This window comes from Rahnella sp. AN3-3W3, assembly GCF_003263545.1.
Lineage (GTDB): Bacteria > Pseudomonadota > Gammaproteobacteria > Enterobacterales > Enterobacteriaceae > Rahnella > Rahnella variigena.
Map to the genome: position 1 here is coordinate 15905 of NZ_JYDG01000028.1, position 17916 is coordinate 33820.

The window sequence follows — 17916 nt, forward strand, 5'->3', positions numbered from 1 at the left end:
GCTAAGCAACCTCCTAAACTCTCTCTGACTGGCGTCTTTTACAACGGCTTATAGTATGCTGTTTCCCCAACCTTTTTCTTTCAAGATCAGGGATGACACATAAGGAGATGGCAAACATGTATAACTTTCTTTTCGCCGCATTCAGGTGGCTTTTCCGTCTGATGTTCCGGGTCACTGTGACCCCGGTGAAAAACGACTTTAATTACCCGCGATTAATTCTCACGCCGAATCATGTCTCGTTTATTGACGGCATGCTGCTGGTGCTTTTCCTGCCGATCAAACCGGTATTTGCAGTGTATTCCAACATCACGGACAGTTGGTTTATGCGCTGGCTGAAACCGTATGTGGACTTCATGCCGCTGGATCCGACCAAACCGATGGCGATCAAGCATCTGATCCGCGAAGTGGAAAAAGGACGACCGGTGATTGTCTTCCCGGAAGGCCGTATCACGGTGACCGGTTCACTGATGAAGATTTATGACGGCGCGGCCTTTGTGGCGGCGAAGTCACAGGCGACGGTGATCCCGGTGCGTATCGACGGGCCGGAATACACACCCTTTGGCCGTTTGTTCGGCAGCTTTAAAATCCGCTGGTTCCCGAAAGTCACTATCAATCTTTTGCCGCCGACCACCATCCCGATGCCGGATGCGCCACGTTCCCGTGACCGCCGTGTGCTGGCCGGTGAGCAACTGCATAAAATCATGATGCAGGCGCGTATGGATACCCGCGAGCCGGAAACGCTGTATCAGGCGTTGTTATCCGCGCAAACCCGTTATGGCCGCCGCAAACCTTGCATCGCCGATATCGCGTTCAAAGAAGATTCCTATCAGGGCCTGCTGAAAAAATGCCTCGGTGTGAGCCGTATCCTGCAACGTTTCACCCGTGAAGGTGAACACGTCGGCATGCTGTTGCCGAACGCCACCATCATGGCGGCGGCGCTGTTTGGCGCATCGATGCGCAACCGTATTCCGGCGCTGCTCAACTACACCGCCGGGGCGAAAGGGCTGCAAAGCGCGATGAAAGCCGCGCAGATCAAAACCATCATTACCTCCCGCCAGTTCCTTGAGAAAGGCAAACTGACGCATCTGCCGGAGAATGTCCCAGAAGCGAACTGGGTCTATCTGGAAGATCTGAAAGACACGGTGACCACGCAGGATAAGCTGTGGATCCTGTTCCATTTGATTTTCCCGCGTCGTGCGATGCTGCCGCAAAAGCCTGATGATGCAGCGCTGGTGCTGTTTACTTCCGGTTCGGAAGGCAACCCGAAAGGTGTGGTGCATTCCCATGCCAGCCTGCTGGCGAACGTTGAGCAAATCCGGACTGTTGCAGACTTTACGCCGCGTGACCGCTTTATGTCGTCACTGCCGCTGTTCCACGCCTTTGGCCTGACCGTCGGATTACTGACGCCGCTGATCACCGGCGCACGCGTATTTTTATACCCAAGCCCGCTGCATTACCGCATCGTGCCGGAACTGGTGTATGACCAGAACTGTACCGTGCTGTTTGGGACTTCCACCTTCCTGGGCAATTACGCCCGCTTTGCCCATCCGTATGATTTTGCCCGTTTGCGTTATGTGGTGGCTGGCGCTGAGAAACTGGCTGAAAGCACCAAGGAAATCTGGCAGAACAAATTCGGTATCCGCATTCTCGAAGGCTACGGCGTGACCGAATGTGCGCCGGTGGTGGCCATCAACGTACCGATGGCGACCAAAGTGAATACCGTCGCAAAATTCTGCCGGGGATGGAATCGCGCCTGATTACCGTGCCGGGGATTGAAGAGGGCGGTCGTCTGCAACTGCGTGGCCCGAACATCATGAAAGGCTATCTGCGCGTGGAAAATCCGGGCGTGCTGGAAACTCCGCAGGCTGAGAATGCCGCAGGTGAAATGCAGGCTGGCTGGTATGACACCGGGGATATCGTCACGCTGGATGAAAAAGGTTTCTGCGCCATCCGTGGTCGCGTGAAGCGTTTTGCCAAACTGGCGGGAGAAATGGTGTCGCTGGAAAGCGTCGAGCAACTGGCGATCAAGGCTTCACCGGATAAACAGCATGCGGCGACGTCGCGCAGTGACGCCAGTAAAGGCGAGGCATTGGTGCTATTTACCACCGATACTGAATTGCGTCGTGATGCGATGAGCAAAGCTGCCCGTGAACTCGGGCTGCCGGAACTGGCGGTACCGCGTGATATTCGTGTCGTTAAAGCGTTACCGTTGCTCGGCAGCGGTAAACCCGATTTTGTCACCCTGCGCCAGATGGCAGAAAACCCGGAGACTGAGGCATGATCCAGCCAGTCAAGGCGGCATCGCCGCTGATGTCAAAAAGTATGAGTGCGGTGATTGTGGCGCAGTTCCTGTCCGCTTTCGGTGACAACGCACTGTTGTTTGCCGCGCTGGCGCTGATCAAACAGCAGCTTTATCCCGACTGGAGCCAGCCCGTTTTACAAATGGCGTTTGTCGCAACGTACATTATCCTCGCACCGTTTGTCGGGCAGTTCGCGGACAGCTTCTCGAAGGGCCGCGTGATGATGGTGGCTAACCTGCTGAAACTGGCGGGCGCAGCGGTGATTTGCGCCGGTATGAATCCGTTCCTCGGCTATACGCTGGTTGGTATTGGCGCTGCGGCGTATTCACCGGCGAAATACGGCATTCTCGGGGAAATCGCCAGCGGTGAGCAGTTAGTGAAAGCCAACGGTCTGATGGAAGCGTCCACCATTGCCGCGATCCTGCTGGGTTCTGTTGCCGGTGGCGCACTGGCTGACTGGAGCATTCTGGCGGCGCTCGGGATCTGCGTGCTGGCGTACGGCGCGGCAGTGGCGGCAAACTGGTTTATTCCAAAGCTGGATCCGGCGCGTCCGGGGCAGTCGTGGAATCCGGCAAAAATGAGCCGGACGTTTTTCTCTGCCTGTAAAACCTTGTGGCAGGATGGCGAAACGCGCTTCTCGCTGGTCGGCACCAGCTTGTTCTGGGGTGCGGGCGTGACGCTGCGTTTCCTGCTGGTTCTTTGGGTGCCGGTGGCGCTGGGTATCACCGATAACAAAACGCCGACGCTGCTGAACGCGATGGTGGCGATCGGGATTGTGTTTGGTGCGGGAGCCGCGGCGAAATTAATCCGCCTGGACACTGTGAAGCGTTGTCTGCCCGCCGGTGTCGCCATTGGTATCGCTGTCGTGGTATTTGCGCTGCAAACCAGCATGCTGAGTTCTTACATCGTTCTGGTTGTTGTGGGGATTTTGGGCGGTTTCTTCGTGGTGCCGCTGAACGCCCTGTTGCAGCATCGCGGTAAAATTTCTGTCGGTGCCGGTAATGCGATTGCCGTACAGAATCTGGGTGAAAACACCGCCATGCTTTTAATGCTGGGTCTCTATTCGCTGGTGGTCATGGCGGGTGCGCCGGTCGTGGCGATTGGTATCGGATTTGGTGTGGTATTCGCGCTGGCGATTGCCGGGCTGTGGATCTGGAAAAACATGCAGAAACGCCGTCTGGCGTAATGTGGTTTTAGCACAAAAGGAAAGGGCGCTGAGCGCCCTTTTTTGTTGCCTGCGATCCGCATTAACTATGCAGGAATTACGGCGCAGGAATAGTGAAGCGTTTGTGGATATTTTCCAGGTCAGCGAGGATTTCTTCGTCAAGTGTCAGGTTCTGACTGTCGATGTTGATCTTCAGCTGTTCCATGGTCGTCGCGCCGAGCAGCGTGCTGGCCACGAACGGCTGCTGACGCACAAAGGCCAGCGCCATTTGTGAAGGATCCAGATTGCGTTTCTTCGCCAGAGCCACATATTCGGCAATCGCCGCTTCTGCCTGCGGTGAAGAATAACGGGTGAAGCGGCTGAACAGCGTATTACGCGCACCCGCCGGTTTCGCACCGTTCAGGTATTTGCCGCTTAAGGTGCCGAACGCCAGGCTGGAATACGCCAGCAGTTCAACGCCTTCGTGCTGGCTGATTTCTGACAAACCGATTTCAAAGCTGCGGTTCAGCAGGCTGTACGGGTTTTGAATCGACACGATGCGTGGCAGATCGTGTTTCTCCGCCAGTTGCAGATAACGCATCACGCCCCACGGGGTTTCGTTAGAAACACCGATGTAGCGGATTTTTCCGGCACGTACCTGTTCATTCAGCGCTTCCAGCGTTTCCAGCAAGGTCACCGGAGACTGTTCTTCGGTGTACTGATAACTCAGTTTGCCAAAGAAGTTGGTCTGACGCTGCGGCCAGTGCAGCTGGTACAAATCCAGATAATCTGTATTCAGACGCTTGAGGCTGGCATCCAGCGCGGCGCGGATATTTTTGCGATCCAGCATCTGAGCCGGGCGGATAGCGTTGTCACTACCACGGGAAGGTCCCGAGACTTTGCTCGCCAGAACAATCTTCTCACGGTTGCCGCGGGCTTTGAGCCAGCTGCCAATATAACTTTCTGTCAGTCCCTGCGTCTCTGGACGCGGAGGAACGGGATACATTTCGGCGGTATCAATCAGATTGATGCCTGCTGAAACGGCGTAATCGAGCTGCTGATGGGCGTCGGCTTCGCTGTTTTGTTCACCAAAAGTCATGGTGCCAAGTCCCAGTAAGCTCACTTCTAAAGAACTGTGGGGTATACGGTGATATTGCATTGCCGGTCTTCCTTTATATCTGAGAATGTCAGGCTAATGAAAAAGCGCCTCAACTGACTATATACAAGGGAATCATCAGGGGGAAGTGGCAGAGAGTGCCGGTCATCTGAGCAGGGCGGGGAATGAGCAAAAGAGCCGGTAAAAACCGGCTCTTATCGGACAGGACTGATACTTAACTTAACGCTTCATGACCTGACTGACGTTATCATTGTTGATCTGGCGTTCATTGCCTTGTTCATCGGTGTAGCTCAGCAGACCGGTGGATTTATCCAGCTTTGGTTTGCCATCGGTCAGGATCATGCTGCCGTCTTTGGTCGAGATGACGTAATCGCTGGCGCAACCTGCCAGGGTAAAAACCAGCATTGCGGCACCGGCCATCATCAATGTTTTTTTCATCATTATTATCATTCCTTTTATGTACAACAAGAGAGTCAGATTCTAGCGTAGCAAAACGTTTTAAAAGTGGCAGAAAAGGTGATTAAAATTTTCTAAATGCGGCGATCAAAGCAAAAAATGCCGGGCCAGCAGCGCCGAGGTAAAACGCTTCTTAAGATAGAAACCGCGAGGCAACGTCAGGATCGGTTGCCCGAATTCGCCGATGGCTTCGGTAAGCGCCTTACTGTTCGCGGCCTTTGGCCTGATTTGTAAAAACTCGCCATGACGGGCAGTGATGCTTTCTACTTTGCCCAGCACAATCAAATCCATCAGTTCTTCCCAGTCCTGACGCAGTTGTTCATCTTCTTCTGGAGAAGGCTGCCACAGCAAAGGCGCACCAATATGACGGTCTGACAGCGGGATCTGACGTTCGCCTTCGACCGGTATCCACAGCACCCGCGCCAGTTTGTGGCGCACATGGCTGCTTTCCCACGTCACACCGCTGTTGCCGGTTAAAGGTGCGACACACACAAAGGTAGTTTCCAGCGGCTTGCCACGGGAATCCACCGGAATGGTTTTCAGCTCAATGCCAATGTCAGCAAAATCCTGCTCAGGTTTACTGCCGGCTATCGCACCAAGATAAACTTCCAGCAACATGCCGACCCAGCCTTTCTCCCGTTTAAGGTTTTCCGGAATAGGGAGTCCCGCATGGGCCGCCAGTTCGCCCAACGTGTGACCCGCCAGCGACTGCGCGCGTTGCAGCAGTTCCTGTTCGTGACGGGGCGGTGAGGTCGCGGGTAAAGGAATAGACATAAAAAACAACGCTCAATTAAATGATTAATTTTTGTACTGCTTTGTGCAGGCACAATGAATAAAAAGTTATCCCTGTGGAGTAATGAAATAATAGCATGATTTACCTTAGGTTTTTTTCCGCTTTCTGGTCTCTTTTATTCACATTTGATTAGGTTGATCACCTGTTGAAGGCGACAATGAACAGGATCTTCCACCTACTTATCCACAGATTTCTTGGATAACCCTGCCTTTTACCGATCACTGGTTCGATTTACAGGCTTGACGGAAGGGGTTTTATGCAATTTTTGCCCTGATGACGTCAACTTTTAAACGATCGCTGTGGATAAAAACGACATTGGTGGATCTTTCACCAGGTCACTGTGCAGTGTGAGATAACTCTCATTTTTGACCGTGGGATAACTTCAGTTGTTGTAATTAATATTATGTTTTATATGGATTTTATGGAAATCCATTTTGCTGGCAAAAATAAGTTCAGCAGAGTTTTACCCCGCTTACTCTTAAGTTCTTCACATATCTATCCACAGAAAAAGTGAATAAAAACGCGGGTGATTTCCAAAATCTGTTTATAACTTCGAGGTTAACGGAGAGTTATCCCATTTTTATTCATGCTCATCGGCATTAACCAGTGGTTTACCGCCTGTTGGTAGTATGAAACAATCAGAACATCTATGATTTTAAGCTATTGAGGTAGTCCGGTGATCGATGATGATGGCTACCGCCCGAATGTTGGTATCGTAATCTGTGACAAGCAGGGTCAGGTATTGTGGGCCAGACGATACGGTCAGCACTCCTGGCAGTTTCCGCAGGGGGGCATAAACCCCGGTGAAACCGCTGAGCAGGCCATGTACCGCGAGCTGTTTGAGGAAGTGGGGCTTGGCCGTAAAGATGTACGTATTCTGGCTTCAACCCGTAACTGGTTACGTTATAAATTACCAAAACGTTTGGTGCGTTGGGACACAAAGCCGGTTTGTATCGGCCAAAAGCAAAAATGGTTCTTGCTGCAACTGATGTGTAACGATGCTGATATCAATATGCAGCGCAGCAGTACGCCTGAATTTGATGGCTGGCGTTGGGTGAGTTTCTGGTATCCGGTTCGTCAGGTGGTTTCTTTTAAACGCGATGTTTACCGTCGTGTGATGAAAGAGTTTTCCACCACGATTATGCCGATGCAGGAAGTCTCCCTTCCCAGGACATCGCCCGCTTATCGTCGTAAAAGAGGCTAAGTCACGAAGAGATGCTCACGCGTTTGCGAGAAATTGTTGAAAAGGTAGCAATGGCGTCCAGCCTCAATGATGCGCTGGATGTACTGGTCAATGAAACCTGCCTGGCGATGGACACAGAAGTGTGTTCCGTCTATCTCGCTGACAATGACCGCCGTTGTTATTACCTGATGGCGACGCGAGGTTTGAAAAAACCTCGCGGGCGGACTATTACTCTGGCGTTTGATCAGGGGATTGTCGGTCTGGTAGGGCGTCTTGCCGAGCCTATTAACCTTGCTGATGCGCAGAGCCATCCCAGCTTCAAATATATTCCTGCCGTAAAAGAAGATCTGTTCCGATCCTTTTTAGGCGTACCGATCATTCACCGTCGTCAGTTGCTTGGCGTGCTGGTTATCCAGCAACGCGAACACCGCCAGTTCGATGAAAGTGAAGAGTCATTTTTGGTCACGCTGGCGACGCAGCTGGCCGCGATCCTTTCTCAGGCACAGCTTAATGTGCTTTACGGACGCTTTCGTCAGACCCGTGTCCGCGCGCTTGCGGCATCGCCGGGTGTGGCTATCGGTATCGGCTGGCAGGACAGCTCGCAGCCCTCGCTCGAGCATGTTTATATGGCGTCCACGCTTGATACGGTGCGTGAACGCGAACGTCTGACCCGCGCACTGGAAGATGCTGGTGCTGAATTCCGTCGTTTCAGTAAGCGTTTTACTGCCAGTGCGCAGAAAGAAAGCGCCGCGATTTTCGATCTCTATTCCCACCTGCTTAACGATGCACGCCTCAAGCGCGAGTTGTTCGCGCAGATTGATCAGGGCGCTGTGGCGGAGTGGGCGGTCAAAAAGGTGGTTGAGGAGTTTGCCGCTCAGTTTGCCAGTTTGCAGGATACTTACCTGCGTGAGCGCGGCAGCGATTTACGTGCGCTGGGCCAGCGACTGGTTTTCCATCTCGATGACACGATCCAGGGCAATACCCAGTGGCCTGAGCGGTTTATTCTGGTTGCTGATGAGCTGACAGCTACTTTGCTGGCTGAAGTGCCGCAAGACCGGCTGGCCGGTGTCGTGGTTCGCGACGGCGCCGCCAACTCCCATGCGGCGATTCTGGTGCGCGCAATGGGCGTGCCGACCATTATGGGCGCTGATATTCAGCCTGCACTGCTGAGCCAGCGACAACTGATTGTTGATGGCTATCGTGGCGAGTTACTGATTGACCCCGAACCCGTGCTGGTCACGGAATATAAGCGTCTGATCAGCGAAGAAATGGAGCTGAGTCAGAAAGCTGAAGACGACGTTGAGCAACCCGCCGCGCTGAAAAGTGGCGAACGGGTGAAAGTGATGCTCAATGCCGGTCTGAGTGCCGATCACGAAAAGCTGTTCGGCAGCCGCGTCGATGGTGTCGGGCTGTATCGCACGGAAATACCGTTCATGCTGCAAAGCGGCTTCCCTTCTGAAGAAGAACAGGTCGCGCAGTATCAGGGCATGTTGCAGCTGTTTCCGCAAAAACCGGTCACCCTGCGCACGCTGGATATCGGTTCTGATAAACAACTACCGTATATGCCGATCAGCGAGGAGAACCCTTGTCTGGGCTGGCGTGGTATCCGTATTACTCTCGATCAGCCTGAAATTTTCCTCATTCAGGTACGCGCGATGTTGCGTGCTAATGCGGCGACCGGTAATCTCGGCATTCTTCTGCCCATGGTGACCAGTCTTGAAGAGATTGACGAGGCGCGTCGTTTAATCGATCGTGCCGGACGTGAAGTTGAGGAACAACTCGGTTACGAGCTTCCGCGGACACGTCTTGGCGTGATGATCGAAGTCCCTTCCATGGTCTTTATGCTGCCAGCGCTGGTCGGAAGGGTTGAGTTTATCTCCGTCGGTACCAACGATTTAACGCAGTATCTGCTGGCGGTGGATCGCAACAACACCCGCGTGGCCGGGCTCTATGACAGTCTGCATCCGGCGATGCTGCGCGTGCTCAGGCAGATTATCACTAGTGCAGAAGTCGCCGGACTGGACGTCAGCTTGTGTGGCGAAATGGCGGGTGACCCGATGGGCGCGTTGCTGCTTACCGGCATGGGGTTCCGTAACCTCAGCATGAACGGACGCAGCGTCGCCCGTGTAAAATACCTGCTGCGACGCATTGATTTAGCCGATGCAGAAGAGCTGGCCGGACGGGTGTTACAGGCGCATTTCACCACGGACGTGCGTCAAATGACCGCCGCATTTATGGAAAGACGCGGACTGGGCGGCCTTATCCGCGGCGGTAAATAAGCGCCGGACGCCAGGTTTTGCGCTGCAGTATTCTCATCCTGATCGCACTCTGGCGCGGGATGAGATGATTTTTTACAGAACTTTTCCAGCGGCTTAGCCCCGGAAAACCTTCCGGCTATGCTACTATTCGCTCCCTGCTGGCCCCTGACCGGGCAATAATGATAAACAATTTGTGGTGATAGATGAGCAACAGCTATCTGGCGTTTCCCCAGTTTGATCCGGTGATTTTCTCAATCGGACCGGTATCTCTTCACTGGTACGGACTGATGTATCTGGTCGGTTTTGTCTTCGCAATGTGGCTGGCGGTACGCCGTGCTAACAAGCCAGGCAGCGGCTGGACCAAAGACGAAGTTGAAAATCTGTTGTACGCGGGTTTCCTCGGTGTCTTCCTCGGTGGTCGTATCGGTTACGTATTCTTCTACAATCTGCCTTTGTTCCTCGAAAACCCACTGTATCTTTTCAAAGTGTGGGACGGCGGCATGTCCTTCCACGGCGGCCTGATTGGCGTAATCGTGGTTATGCTGATTTTTGCCCGTCGCACTAAGCGCAACTTCTTCCAGGTTGCCGATTTTATCGCTCCGTTGATCCCGTTTGGTCTGGGCGCGGGTCGTCTTGGTAACTTTATCAATGGCGAGCTCTGGGGCCGCGTGACCACGGATGTGCCATGGGCAATGCTGTTCCCGGGTTCCCGTCAGGAAGATATTGCGATTGCCGCCGCTGACCCGAAATGGCAGCCGCTACTGAACCAGTACGGCGTGTTGCCGCGCCATCCTTCGCAGCTGTATGAACTGCTGCTCGAAGGTATCGTACTGTTCATCATCCTGAACGTATTTATCCGTAAATCCCGCCCGATGGGCGCGGTATCAGGCTTGTTCCTGATCGGTTATGGCTTATTCCGCATCATCGTTGAACACTTCCGCCAGCCAGATGCACAGCTTGGTTTGTTCGACGGGATCATCAGTATGGGACAGGTGCTGTCCATCCCAATGGTTGTCATTGGCCTGATTATGATGGTCTGGGCATATCGCCGTCCGCAGAAACAATTGTCGTGAGGTAACATGAAACAGTATCTGGATTTAATGCAGAAAGTGCTCGATGAGGGCACCCCTAAAGCCGACCGTACCGGTACGGGCACGTTGTCGATTTTTGGTCATCAGATGCGTTTCAACTTGCAGGAAGGTTTCCCGCTGGTCACGACCAAACGCTGCCATTTACGCTCCATTATTCATGAACTCCTGTGGTTCCTGAAAGGCGAAACTAACATTGCTTATCTGCGTGAAAACAATGTCAGCATCTGGGACGAGTGGGCTGACGAAAACGGCGACCTCGGACCGGTTTACGGCAAGCAATGGCGTGCCTGGGGTGCTGCTGACGGCAAGCAAATCGACCAGCTGGCAAATGTGGTTGAACAGCTGAAGAAAGACCCTGACTCGCGTCGTATTATCGTGTCTGCATGGAACGTGGGCGAACTGGATCAGATGGCGCTGGCACCCTGCCACGCTTTCTTCCAGTTCTATGTGGCCGACGGTAAATTGTCCTGCCAGCTGTACCAGCGCTCATGCGATATCTTCCTCGGCTTGCCGTTCAATATCGCCAGCTACGCACTGCTGGTGCATATGATGGCGCAACAATGCGACCTCGAAGTGGGTGATTTTGTCTGGACGGGTGGCGATACGCACCTGTACAGCAACCACATGGAACAGACGCATCTGCAACTGAGCCGTGAACCCCGTGCGTTGCCAAAACTTGTCATTAAACGCAAACCGGCCTCCTTGTTTGATTACAACTTCGAAGATTTCGAGATTGAAGGGTACGATCCGCACCCTGCAATCAAGGCACCTGTCGCTATCTGATCCTTCGTTGTATGCCGCCTGACGCTTGCGTCAGGCGGTCATTCCCCCTCTTCTCCTGCTTTCCAGCTGCCCCACTTTTTACGCCTTTTCCTGACAATTGCTATCCCGATTTATATCCCGGTGCTATCCCTGCGAGACATCACGCAACTTTTTTGTCGCGTGGATTTCGTTGCATCGAAAGTTCTCACGACATCCTGGAAAAAATGACTCTGCCAGTGGCAGAAAAAATCTAAATGCCTATTTTGGCCGCATGAAAACATTTGAGCAGGCAGGGGAAGAGGGAATGTCGCTGATTGAAATGATGGTTGTCGTGGCTCTGGTCGCCATGTGTACGTTGTGGGGGATCCACAGCTGGCGCAATTACCAGCAGGCATTAAAGCTTGAGCAATCTGCTCAGCAGCTGCGTTTGTATCTGTTCGGGGTGCAGGCAGAAGCCAATAATTACAATCGCTCTGCAGTCTTATGGGGCATTGCCGGCACTGATGGATGCGTGGGAACCGGAACCCCTCCTTCAGGTTGTCATAATGCTGTGGGAAAAATATTCGCCACCCGTGGATCCGGTGTGGAGTTACTTGCTGTCAGCGAAAAAAACATGGGCTTTTACGGCCTGCGTAATGCGGCGCTGGCCGGGCATATCACACTGAAAAATTCAGCGGGAAGTTTGCGGATCGTACTTTCTGTCAGAGGACGGTTGCGTACGTGCAGTGAAGCGCAGCCATTGTTGGGCATCGGCTTATGCCAGTGAGCATACCCCGCTGTCAGGGGTTCACGTTACCAGAAGTCATGATAGCGATGGGGATTGGCAGCATGCTGATGCTCAGTGCTGCACAAATCTATCCGCTGATGCGTCAGAGAAGCCAGAGCCTGGGCCGGCATTATCAGCTCGAGCAACTTTTACGCCAGACTACTTTTGCTATTGGCAAAGATATTCGTCGGGCCGGTTTCTGTAACGGAACCTGTGAGGGCAAATCTGTCATCATCGGCAATGCTGCGGGTGAAGCGGCGAGTTCCTGCATCCTTGTTATCTATGACCTGAACCGTAACGGAAAATGGGATAAGCCCGGGACGGCGGAGTCTGAATACTTTGGTTATCGTTTACGTCAGGGCGGTATTGAGGTTCAGCGCGGGGCAGGTGATTGCAGCAGTTCGGGGTGGGAAAAATTTCTCGACCCTGCTGAAGTCAACGTGACCCGGTTTGTGGTAACCGAGGTAGCAACAAGTGGCTCCGGCCGCCTGTATTCACTGCAACTTGACGCCAGCTGGAGCAAAAATCCGTTTATCCACCGGCAGGTGACCGAAATGATTGCAGGCCACGTTTTATGACAGCAGCTGAAATGCGCGATTCGGCCAAACAGCAGGGGAGTGCAATGATCCTGAGTATTATGGTGATGATGGGGTTGGGGTTGATCGCCCTAAACTCACTGCAACAGCAACTTTCCGCGGGACTGGCGCTGACATCGAATCAGCATCGTTATGTCATTGCCTGGGAAAATGCAGCATCAGCGTTAGCGTGGGGTATACGCCAGTCATGGAAAGACAGCAGCGAACCTTTCTGGCAGTGCCGGAATGTGGCAGCAGGCATCATCGCTTCAGGCACCGGCAGAGTGTGTGTCCGGCCTTCATTGCGCCAGGATATTTTCCTGTTTCGTGGCGAAGGAAGAATGGCAGAAGGCAATGAATCTGTTATGCAATATCAGCAGGCCAGTGTGAAAAAGCAGGCCAGCGGAGAGGTAATTTTTTCACACCTGAAGCAGGGATGGCTGGATTTTTGCCCTGAGGCTGATGAGCAGGTCTGCAATGAATGAAAGCCGGGCAGAACAACAAGGTTTTAGTCTGACAGAGGCTCTGATTGCAATGTTGTTGCTGTCAGTGTCGATACTTGGACTCCTGAACTACTACCAGTCGCTGACATACGGGTTTATGCGTCAGTGGCAGGTTCAGCAGGCGTGGGCAGAAGCGCATTCTCAGCTTGAGGCCTATTCAGTGACAGGAAAAGGCACTGAGCCTTTTACCGAAGGTTGGGAATTTCTGCTTACTGGCATTTCAGATGCACAATCCTGCAAGTTAGTCAGTGCTAAGATTCAAACGCCGGCAAAATATCAGGCAATATTGCAGCGCCTGATATGCAATTCCAGTCCCTGAAACGGTGTCCGTCAGCGGCATAACCAAGGACAAAAATACGCTCAAGCCACTTGCAATGGTGAGCTAACAGCTTAGAGTGGTTTAACAGGGTGATTTTTCCCTATTGGAACATTTGGCTTTATGGCTAAAACGTGACGGAACACAGGAAGAAAATCCCAATGCGATTTTTTTCACAACTATCCTGTTTCTGCGGGGTCTGAACAGACTCATCTGCTCAAAACAGCTTGTTGAGGTTCATCTGTTGTTGAACCCTGTATTTATTGCCCGTGTGGCACGTTTATTCGATTTAGGGAGTGTGGCAATGTTAAAACAGGTTACCCGTATTTCCGGGTTACTGTTGTTATTGACCTTTTGGGCCCCTGTTGTTTCAAGTGCAGCCGACTGGCAGCCTTATCCACAAGCTATCAATAAAAGTCAGAACGACCCGCGTCAGTATCAGGCCATCAAACTGGCGAATGATATGACCGTTTTGCTGGTATCTGATCCTCAAGCCCCCAAGTCTCTCGCTGCACTGGCTATTCCTGTCGGATCACTGGAAGATCCCGGTTCCCAATTAGGCCTGGCTCACTATACCGAACACATGTTGCTGATGGGTTCTAAGAAATATCCTCAGCCTGAAAGCCTTTCTGAATTCCTTAAGAAACACGGCGGTAGTCATAACGGCAGCACGGCTTCTTACCGCACGGCCTTTTATCTGGAAGTAGAAAATGACGCTCTGCCGGAGGCCGTTGATCGCCTTTCCGATGCCATTGGCGAGCCTTTACTGGATCCCGCTAATGGCGACCGCGAGCGTAACGCTGTCAACGCTGAGCTGACGATGGCACGCTCCCGCGACGGAATGCGCATGGCGCAGGTTCGCGCAGAGACATTGAACCCTGAGCATCCGGCAGCCCGTTTCGCCGGGGGGAATCTGGATACCCTGAAAGACAAACCCGGCAGCAGGCTGCATGATGAACTGACGGCTTTTTATCACCGCTATTATTCCGCTAACCTGATGGTCGGCGTGATTTACAGTAATAAGTCTTTGCCGGAACTGGCAGAACTGGCCTCAACGACCTTTGGTCAGATAGCCAATCATCACGCGGTGGTTCCGCCAATCACGGTGCCCACGTTAACCGCTGAACAGAAAGGGGAATTCATCCATTTTGTTCCCGCACAACCCCGCAAAGAATTACGCATTGAATTTGCCATCGATAACAACAGCGCAGATTTTCGCAGTAAAACTGACACCTATATCAGCTATCTGATTGGCAACCGCAGCCCGAATACACTCTCTGACTGGTTACAGAAACAGGGTTATGCTGACGGGATAAGCGCCGGTGCTGATCCGATGGTGAACCGTAATATGGGCGTCTTCAATATCTCGGTTTCCCTGACGGATAAGGGTCTCGCACAGCGTGACACCGTGATTGCCGCTGTATTCAGTTATCTCAACGAGATGCGTGCCAGGGGTATTGAGAAGCCCTATTTTGATGAAATTGCACACGTGATGGCGCTCGATTTCCGGTATCCGGCATTAACGCGGGATATGGATTACGTCGAATGGCTGGTGGATACCATGCTGCGCGTACCGGTTGAGCACGTTCTCGATTCGCCTTATCTGACAGATCAATACGACCCCAAAGCCATTGGATCCCGTCTGGATGAAATGACGCCGCAAAATGCGCGCTATTGGATAATCAGCCCAAATGAGCCGCACAATAAAATAGCTTACTTCGTGAATGCGCCATATCAGGTCGATAAAGTGCCGCCTCAGACCTATGAGCAATGGAAAACCATCGGGCAAACTATCGCGTTATCACTGCCGGCACTGAATCCCTATATCCCTGAGTCACTCGCGCTGGTGACCAAAGACTCTAAAGCGACAAAACCTGAACTGCTGGTGGACGAAAAAGGTTTACGGGTGTTCTACATGCCCAGCAGATACTTTGCTGACGAGCCAAAAGCCAATGTGACCGTTTCTTTCCGCAACGATCAGGCGCTCAGCACGGCTAAAAATCAGGTGCTATACGGTCTTACTGATTATCTGACTGGCGTAGCGTTCGATCAACTGAGCTATCAGGCGTCCATCGGTGGGATTACTTTCGGCACATCGCCGGACAATGGCCTGCAATTTACAGCCACAGGTTTTACCGAGTGCCTGCCTGATTTGCTGGCAGCGCTGGTAGACAATTATCCTGACTTCAAACCGACACAGGAACAGCTGGATCAGGCGAAATCCTGGTATCTCGAACGTCTGGCTTCAGCAGATAAAGGAAAAGCGTTTGAACTTGCGCTGCAACCTGTTCAGCTGCTTTCCCGCGTACCTTATACCGAGCGCAGCGAACGAGAAAAACTGGTTTCCGCCATCACCCTTGAAGATGTGAACGCTTACCGTGAACAACTGGTACATCATGCCGCCGTAGAAGTGATGGTTGTCGGTAATATGACTGCCGCTCAGGTTAAAGCCATGTCGCAACAAATCATGCAAAAGCTTGGCGCACACGGAGACAAATGGTGGCGTGGCGAGCAGGCGCAGGTGACTGAGCCGGTAAAAGCCAATATTCAGCGTGTCGGGACCAGTTCGGACTCCGCGCTGGCTGCCGTTTATGTGCCAACAGGTTACGATGAAGTCCAGAGTATGGGATACAGCGCAATGCTCGGGCAGATTATTCAGCCCTGGTTCTACAGCCAGCTGCGTACTCAGGAGCAACTGGGATACGCTGTCTTTGCTTTCCCTATTCCTGTCGGAAAACAGTGGGGGATTGGTTTCCTGCTGCAAAGTAACAGCAAACAACCTGACTATCTGTATCAGCGCTATCTGGCATTTTATCCACAAGCCGAAAAACGCCTGCGTGAAATGAAAGATGCTGAGTTCCTGCAGTACAAGCAGGGGCTGGTCAACGAAATGCAGCAGAATCCGCAAACACTTGATGAAGAAGCCGATCGGTTCGGTAATGATTTCAGTCGCGGAAATGCGCAATTTGATACCAGAGCGAATGTCATCCGCGTGATTGCCGGTCTGACACAAACCCAGCTGGCGGATTACTTCCAGAAAGCGGTGATTAAGCAAGAAGGGCTGGCGATGTTGTCTCAGGTTTCGGGCAATGACAGCAAAACACCGCAATATGCCGCACCGGCAGGTTTTAAAACCTGGCCAGATACGTCTACATTGCAGAAAACGCTGGAACCCAAATCTGCTGAATAATTTTGCAGGAACCAGCAGAAACTAAAAAAGGACGCTTTTGCGTCCTTTTTGTTTTCTATAAGTCACCGTTCAATACGGAAAGTTACAGCTCAGATATCAGGATTTTTGAACGACGCTGATAGTTGTACATTTCCTGTTTCTGGATCGGCAATACATCTACCTCTGCCGGTTTAAAACCGCGCTCCTGGAACCAGTGAATGCTGCGCGTCGTCAGGACAAATAAACGGTTTAGCCCCATCATTTTTGCCTGGCTGGCAACACGCTGCAGCAGCATCTCACCCCGTGAAGAACTGCGGTAATCCGGATGAACGGCAACGCAGGCCATTTCGCCAATGCCTTCGTCATGGAACGGATAGAGCGCGGCGCAGGCGATGGTCAGATTATCCCGTTCGATAATCGTGAATTTATCGATTTCCATTTCCAGCTGTTCACGGGAACGGCGCACCAGAATGCCCTGTTGCTCCAGAGGGCGGATCAGTTCAAGGATACCGCCGATGTCATTAATGGTGGCGCGGCGAACCTGTTCAGCGCTCTCCATGACGATTTGCGTACCGATGCCATCGCGGGAGAACAATTCCTGAACCAGCGCGCCATCTTCCTGATAACTGATCAGGTGGCTGCGACGAACGCCGCTGCGGCAGGCTTTCACCGCACCACGCAGGAAGCGCACTGTGCCGGAAAGATAATCGCCACTGGATTCCATCTGATCAATCCGTTCCTGCGCGTCATTCGGGAACAATTCGGAAATGATATTACCTTCCTCATTAATGACCCCCTGTGAAGAACAGAAGCCGATCATTTTCTCGGCTTTAAGCTTAATCGCCAGCTGCGTTGCCACTTCTTCTGATGTCAGGTTGAAGCTTTCACCCGTAACGGAAACCGCAACCGGACCAAGCAATACAATGGCATTGCTGTCGAGCTGACGATGAATGGCTTCTTCATCAATACGGCGGATACGGCCGCTGTGGCAGTAATCGATACCGTCATCCACTCCCAGCGGCTGCGCGATAATAAAGTTGCCGCTGACCACGTTGATGTGAGCGCCCTGCAGTGGCGTATTATTCAGGCTCATTGAAAGCCGGGCGGTGATATCAAGCTGTAAAAGGCCGGCTGCCTGCTTAACCAGTTCCAGTGAACGGGCGTCAGTGACGCGGATATTTTTATGGTAAATCGGTTCGTAATTGTGCTCAGAAAGGTTCGCATCAATCTGCGGACGGGCACCATAAACGACCACCAGACGAATACCCAGACTGTGTAACAGGCCGATATCATTGACAATATTACTGAAGTTCTCATGTTCAATGGCTTCACCACCGAGCATGACAACGAAAGTTTTGCCACGGTGAGCATTGATATAGGGAACTGAGTGGCGAAATCCCTGAACCAGTTCAGTACTACGTTCCTTCACGGCAAAACCTCGTTTGAATTTTTATTCGTAATTTTTGTATTTTTATTCTTTTGG

At 52.4% G+C, this 17916-nt stretch carries 14 protein-coding genes and 1 pseudogene; 11 read left to right on the plus strand and 4 right to left on the minus strand.

Annotated elements, in window-relative coordinates:
- The first annotated feature begins 116 nt into the window (after positions 1 to 116).
- Together aas and lplT are read left to right on the plus strand one after the other, a co-directional pair.
- Positions 117 to 2281 (plus strand): annotated as a pseudogene (gene aas, locus UC15_RS09935) (bifunctional acyl-ACP--phospholipid O-acyltransferase/long-chain-fatty-acid--ACP ligase).
- Complete coding sequence (gene lplT, locus UC15_RS09940; protein WP_112288295.1) at positions 2278 to 3486, plus strand: lysophospholipid transporter LplT; 1209 nt, start codon at positions 2278 to 2280, stop codon at positions 3484 to 3486. The pseudogene aas and the gene lplT overlap by 4 nt, the downstream one beginning before the upstream one ends.
- Positions 3487 to 3562: 76 nt before the next feature.
- On the opposite strand, the gene UC15_RS09945 is transcribed toward lplT, so the two are convergent.
- The 3 genes from UC15_RS09945 to mutH all read right to left on the minus strand — a co-directional run bounded on the left by UC15_RS09945 (position 3563) and on the right by mutH (position 5791).
- Positions 3563 to 4603 (minus strand): NADP(H)-dependent aldo-keto reductase, encoded by a 1041-nt coding sequence (locus UC15_RS09945; RefSeq protein ID WP_112288296.1) that lies wholly within the window; start codon positions 4601 to 4603, stop codon positions 3563 to 3565.
- Positions 4604 to 4780: 177 nt separating this feature from the next.
- The gene (locus UC15_RS09950) at positions 4781 to 4999 is read right to left on the minus strand and encodes a YgdI/YgdR family lipoprotein (protein ID WP_162940790.1); all 219 of its coding nucleotides are present in this window, start codon (positions 4997 to 4999) and stop codon (positions 4781 to 4783) included.
- Positions 5000 to 5104: 105 nt separating this feature from the next.
- Positions 5105 to 5791 carry a DNA mismatch repair endonuclease MutH gene (mutH, locus tag UC15_RS09955; RefSeq protein ID WP_112288298.1) on the minus strand — a complete coding sequence of 229 codons (687 nt, stop codon included), beginning with the start codon at positions 5789 to 5791 and terminating at the stop codon, positions 5105 to 5107.
- 695 nt (positions 5792 to 6486) lie between these two features.
- Here mutH and rppH point away from each other — a divergent pair.
- The 9 genes from rppH (at position 6487) to ptrA (ending at position 16454) form a co-directional block, all read left to right on the plus strand.
- Complete coding sequence (gene rppH, locus UC15_RS09960; RefSeq protein WP_013574162.1) at positions 6487 to 7014, plus strand: RNA pyrophosphohydrolase; 528 nt, start codon at positions 6487 to 6489, stop codon at positions 7012 to 7014.
- Between the two features lie 11 nt (positions 7015 to 7025).
- A complete protein-coding gene (gene ptsP, locus UC15_RS09965; protein ID WP_112288299.1) occupies positions 7026 to 9272 on the plus strand; it encodes a phosphoenolpyruvate--protein phosphotransferase in 2247 nt (748 codons plus the stop codon).
- Between the two features lie 182 nt (positions 9273 to 9454).
- Positions 9455 to 10324 (plus strand): prolipoprotein diacylglyceryl transferase, encoded by an 870-nt coding sequence (lgt, locus tag UC15_RS09970; protein ID WP_112288300.1) that lies wholly within the window; start codon positions 9455 to 9457, stop codon positions 10322 to 10324.
- A gap of 6 nt (positions 10325 to 10330) precedes the next feature.
- The gene (gene thyA / locus UC15_RS09975; RefSeq protein WP_112288301.1) at positions 10331 to 11125 is read left to right on the plus strand and encodes a thymidylate synthase; all 795 of its coding nucleotides are present in this window, start codon (positions 10331 to 10333) and stop codon (positions 11123 to 11125) included.
- A 283-nt stretch (positions 11126 to 11408) separates the two neighbouring features.
- Entirely contained in the window at positions 11409 to 11870 is a 462-nt protein-coding gene (locus UC15_RS09980) for a prepilin peptidase-dependent protein (protein WP_112288302.1), read from the plus strand.
- Positions 11861 to 12448 carry a prepilin peptidase-dependent protein gene (locus tag UC15_RS09985; protein WP_112288303.1) on the plus strand — a complete coding sequence of 196 codons (588 nt, stop codon included), beginning with the start codon at positions 11861 to 11863 and terminating at the stop codon, positions 12446 to 12448. The genes UC15_RS09980 and UC15_RS09985 overlap by 10 nt, the downstream gene beginning before the upstream one ends.
- On the plus strand, positions 12445 to 12930 hold the full coding sequence (locus UC15_RS09990; protein ID WP_232829850.1) for a YgdB family protein: 486 nt from the start codon (positions 12445 to 12447) through the stop codon (positions 12928 to 12930). The genes UC15_RS09985 and UC15_RS09990 overlap by 4 nt, the downstream gene beginning before the upstream one ends.
- Positions 12923 to 13267, plus strand: a complete 345-nt coding sequence (locus UC15_RS09995; protein WP_112288304.1) for a prepilin-type N-terminal cleavage/methylation domain-containing protein — start codon at positions 12923 to 12925, stop codon at positions 13265 to 13267. Before UC15_RS09990 ends, UC15_RS09995 begins: the two co-directional genes overlap by 8 nt.
- Positions 13268 to 13568: 301 nt before the next feature.
- Positions 13569 to 16454, plus strand: coding sequence for a pitrilysin (gene ptrA / locus UC15_RS10000; protein ID WP_112288354.1), 2886 nt, complete (start codon positions 13569 to 13571; stop codon positions 16452 to 16454).
- Positions 16455 to 16536: 82 nt separating this feature from the next.
- Here ptrA and argA read toward each other — a convergent pair whose 3' ends face one another.
- Positions 16537 to 17862: an amino-acid N-acetyltransferase gene (gene argA, locus UC15_RS10005; RefSeq protein ID WP_112288305.1), complete on the minus strand. Its 1326-nt coding sequence runs from the start codon at positions 17860 to 17862 to the stop codon at positions 16537 to 16539.
- Positions 17863 to 17916: the final 54 nt, after the last annotated feature.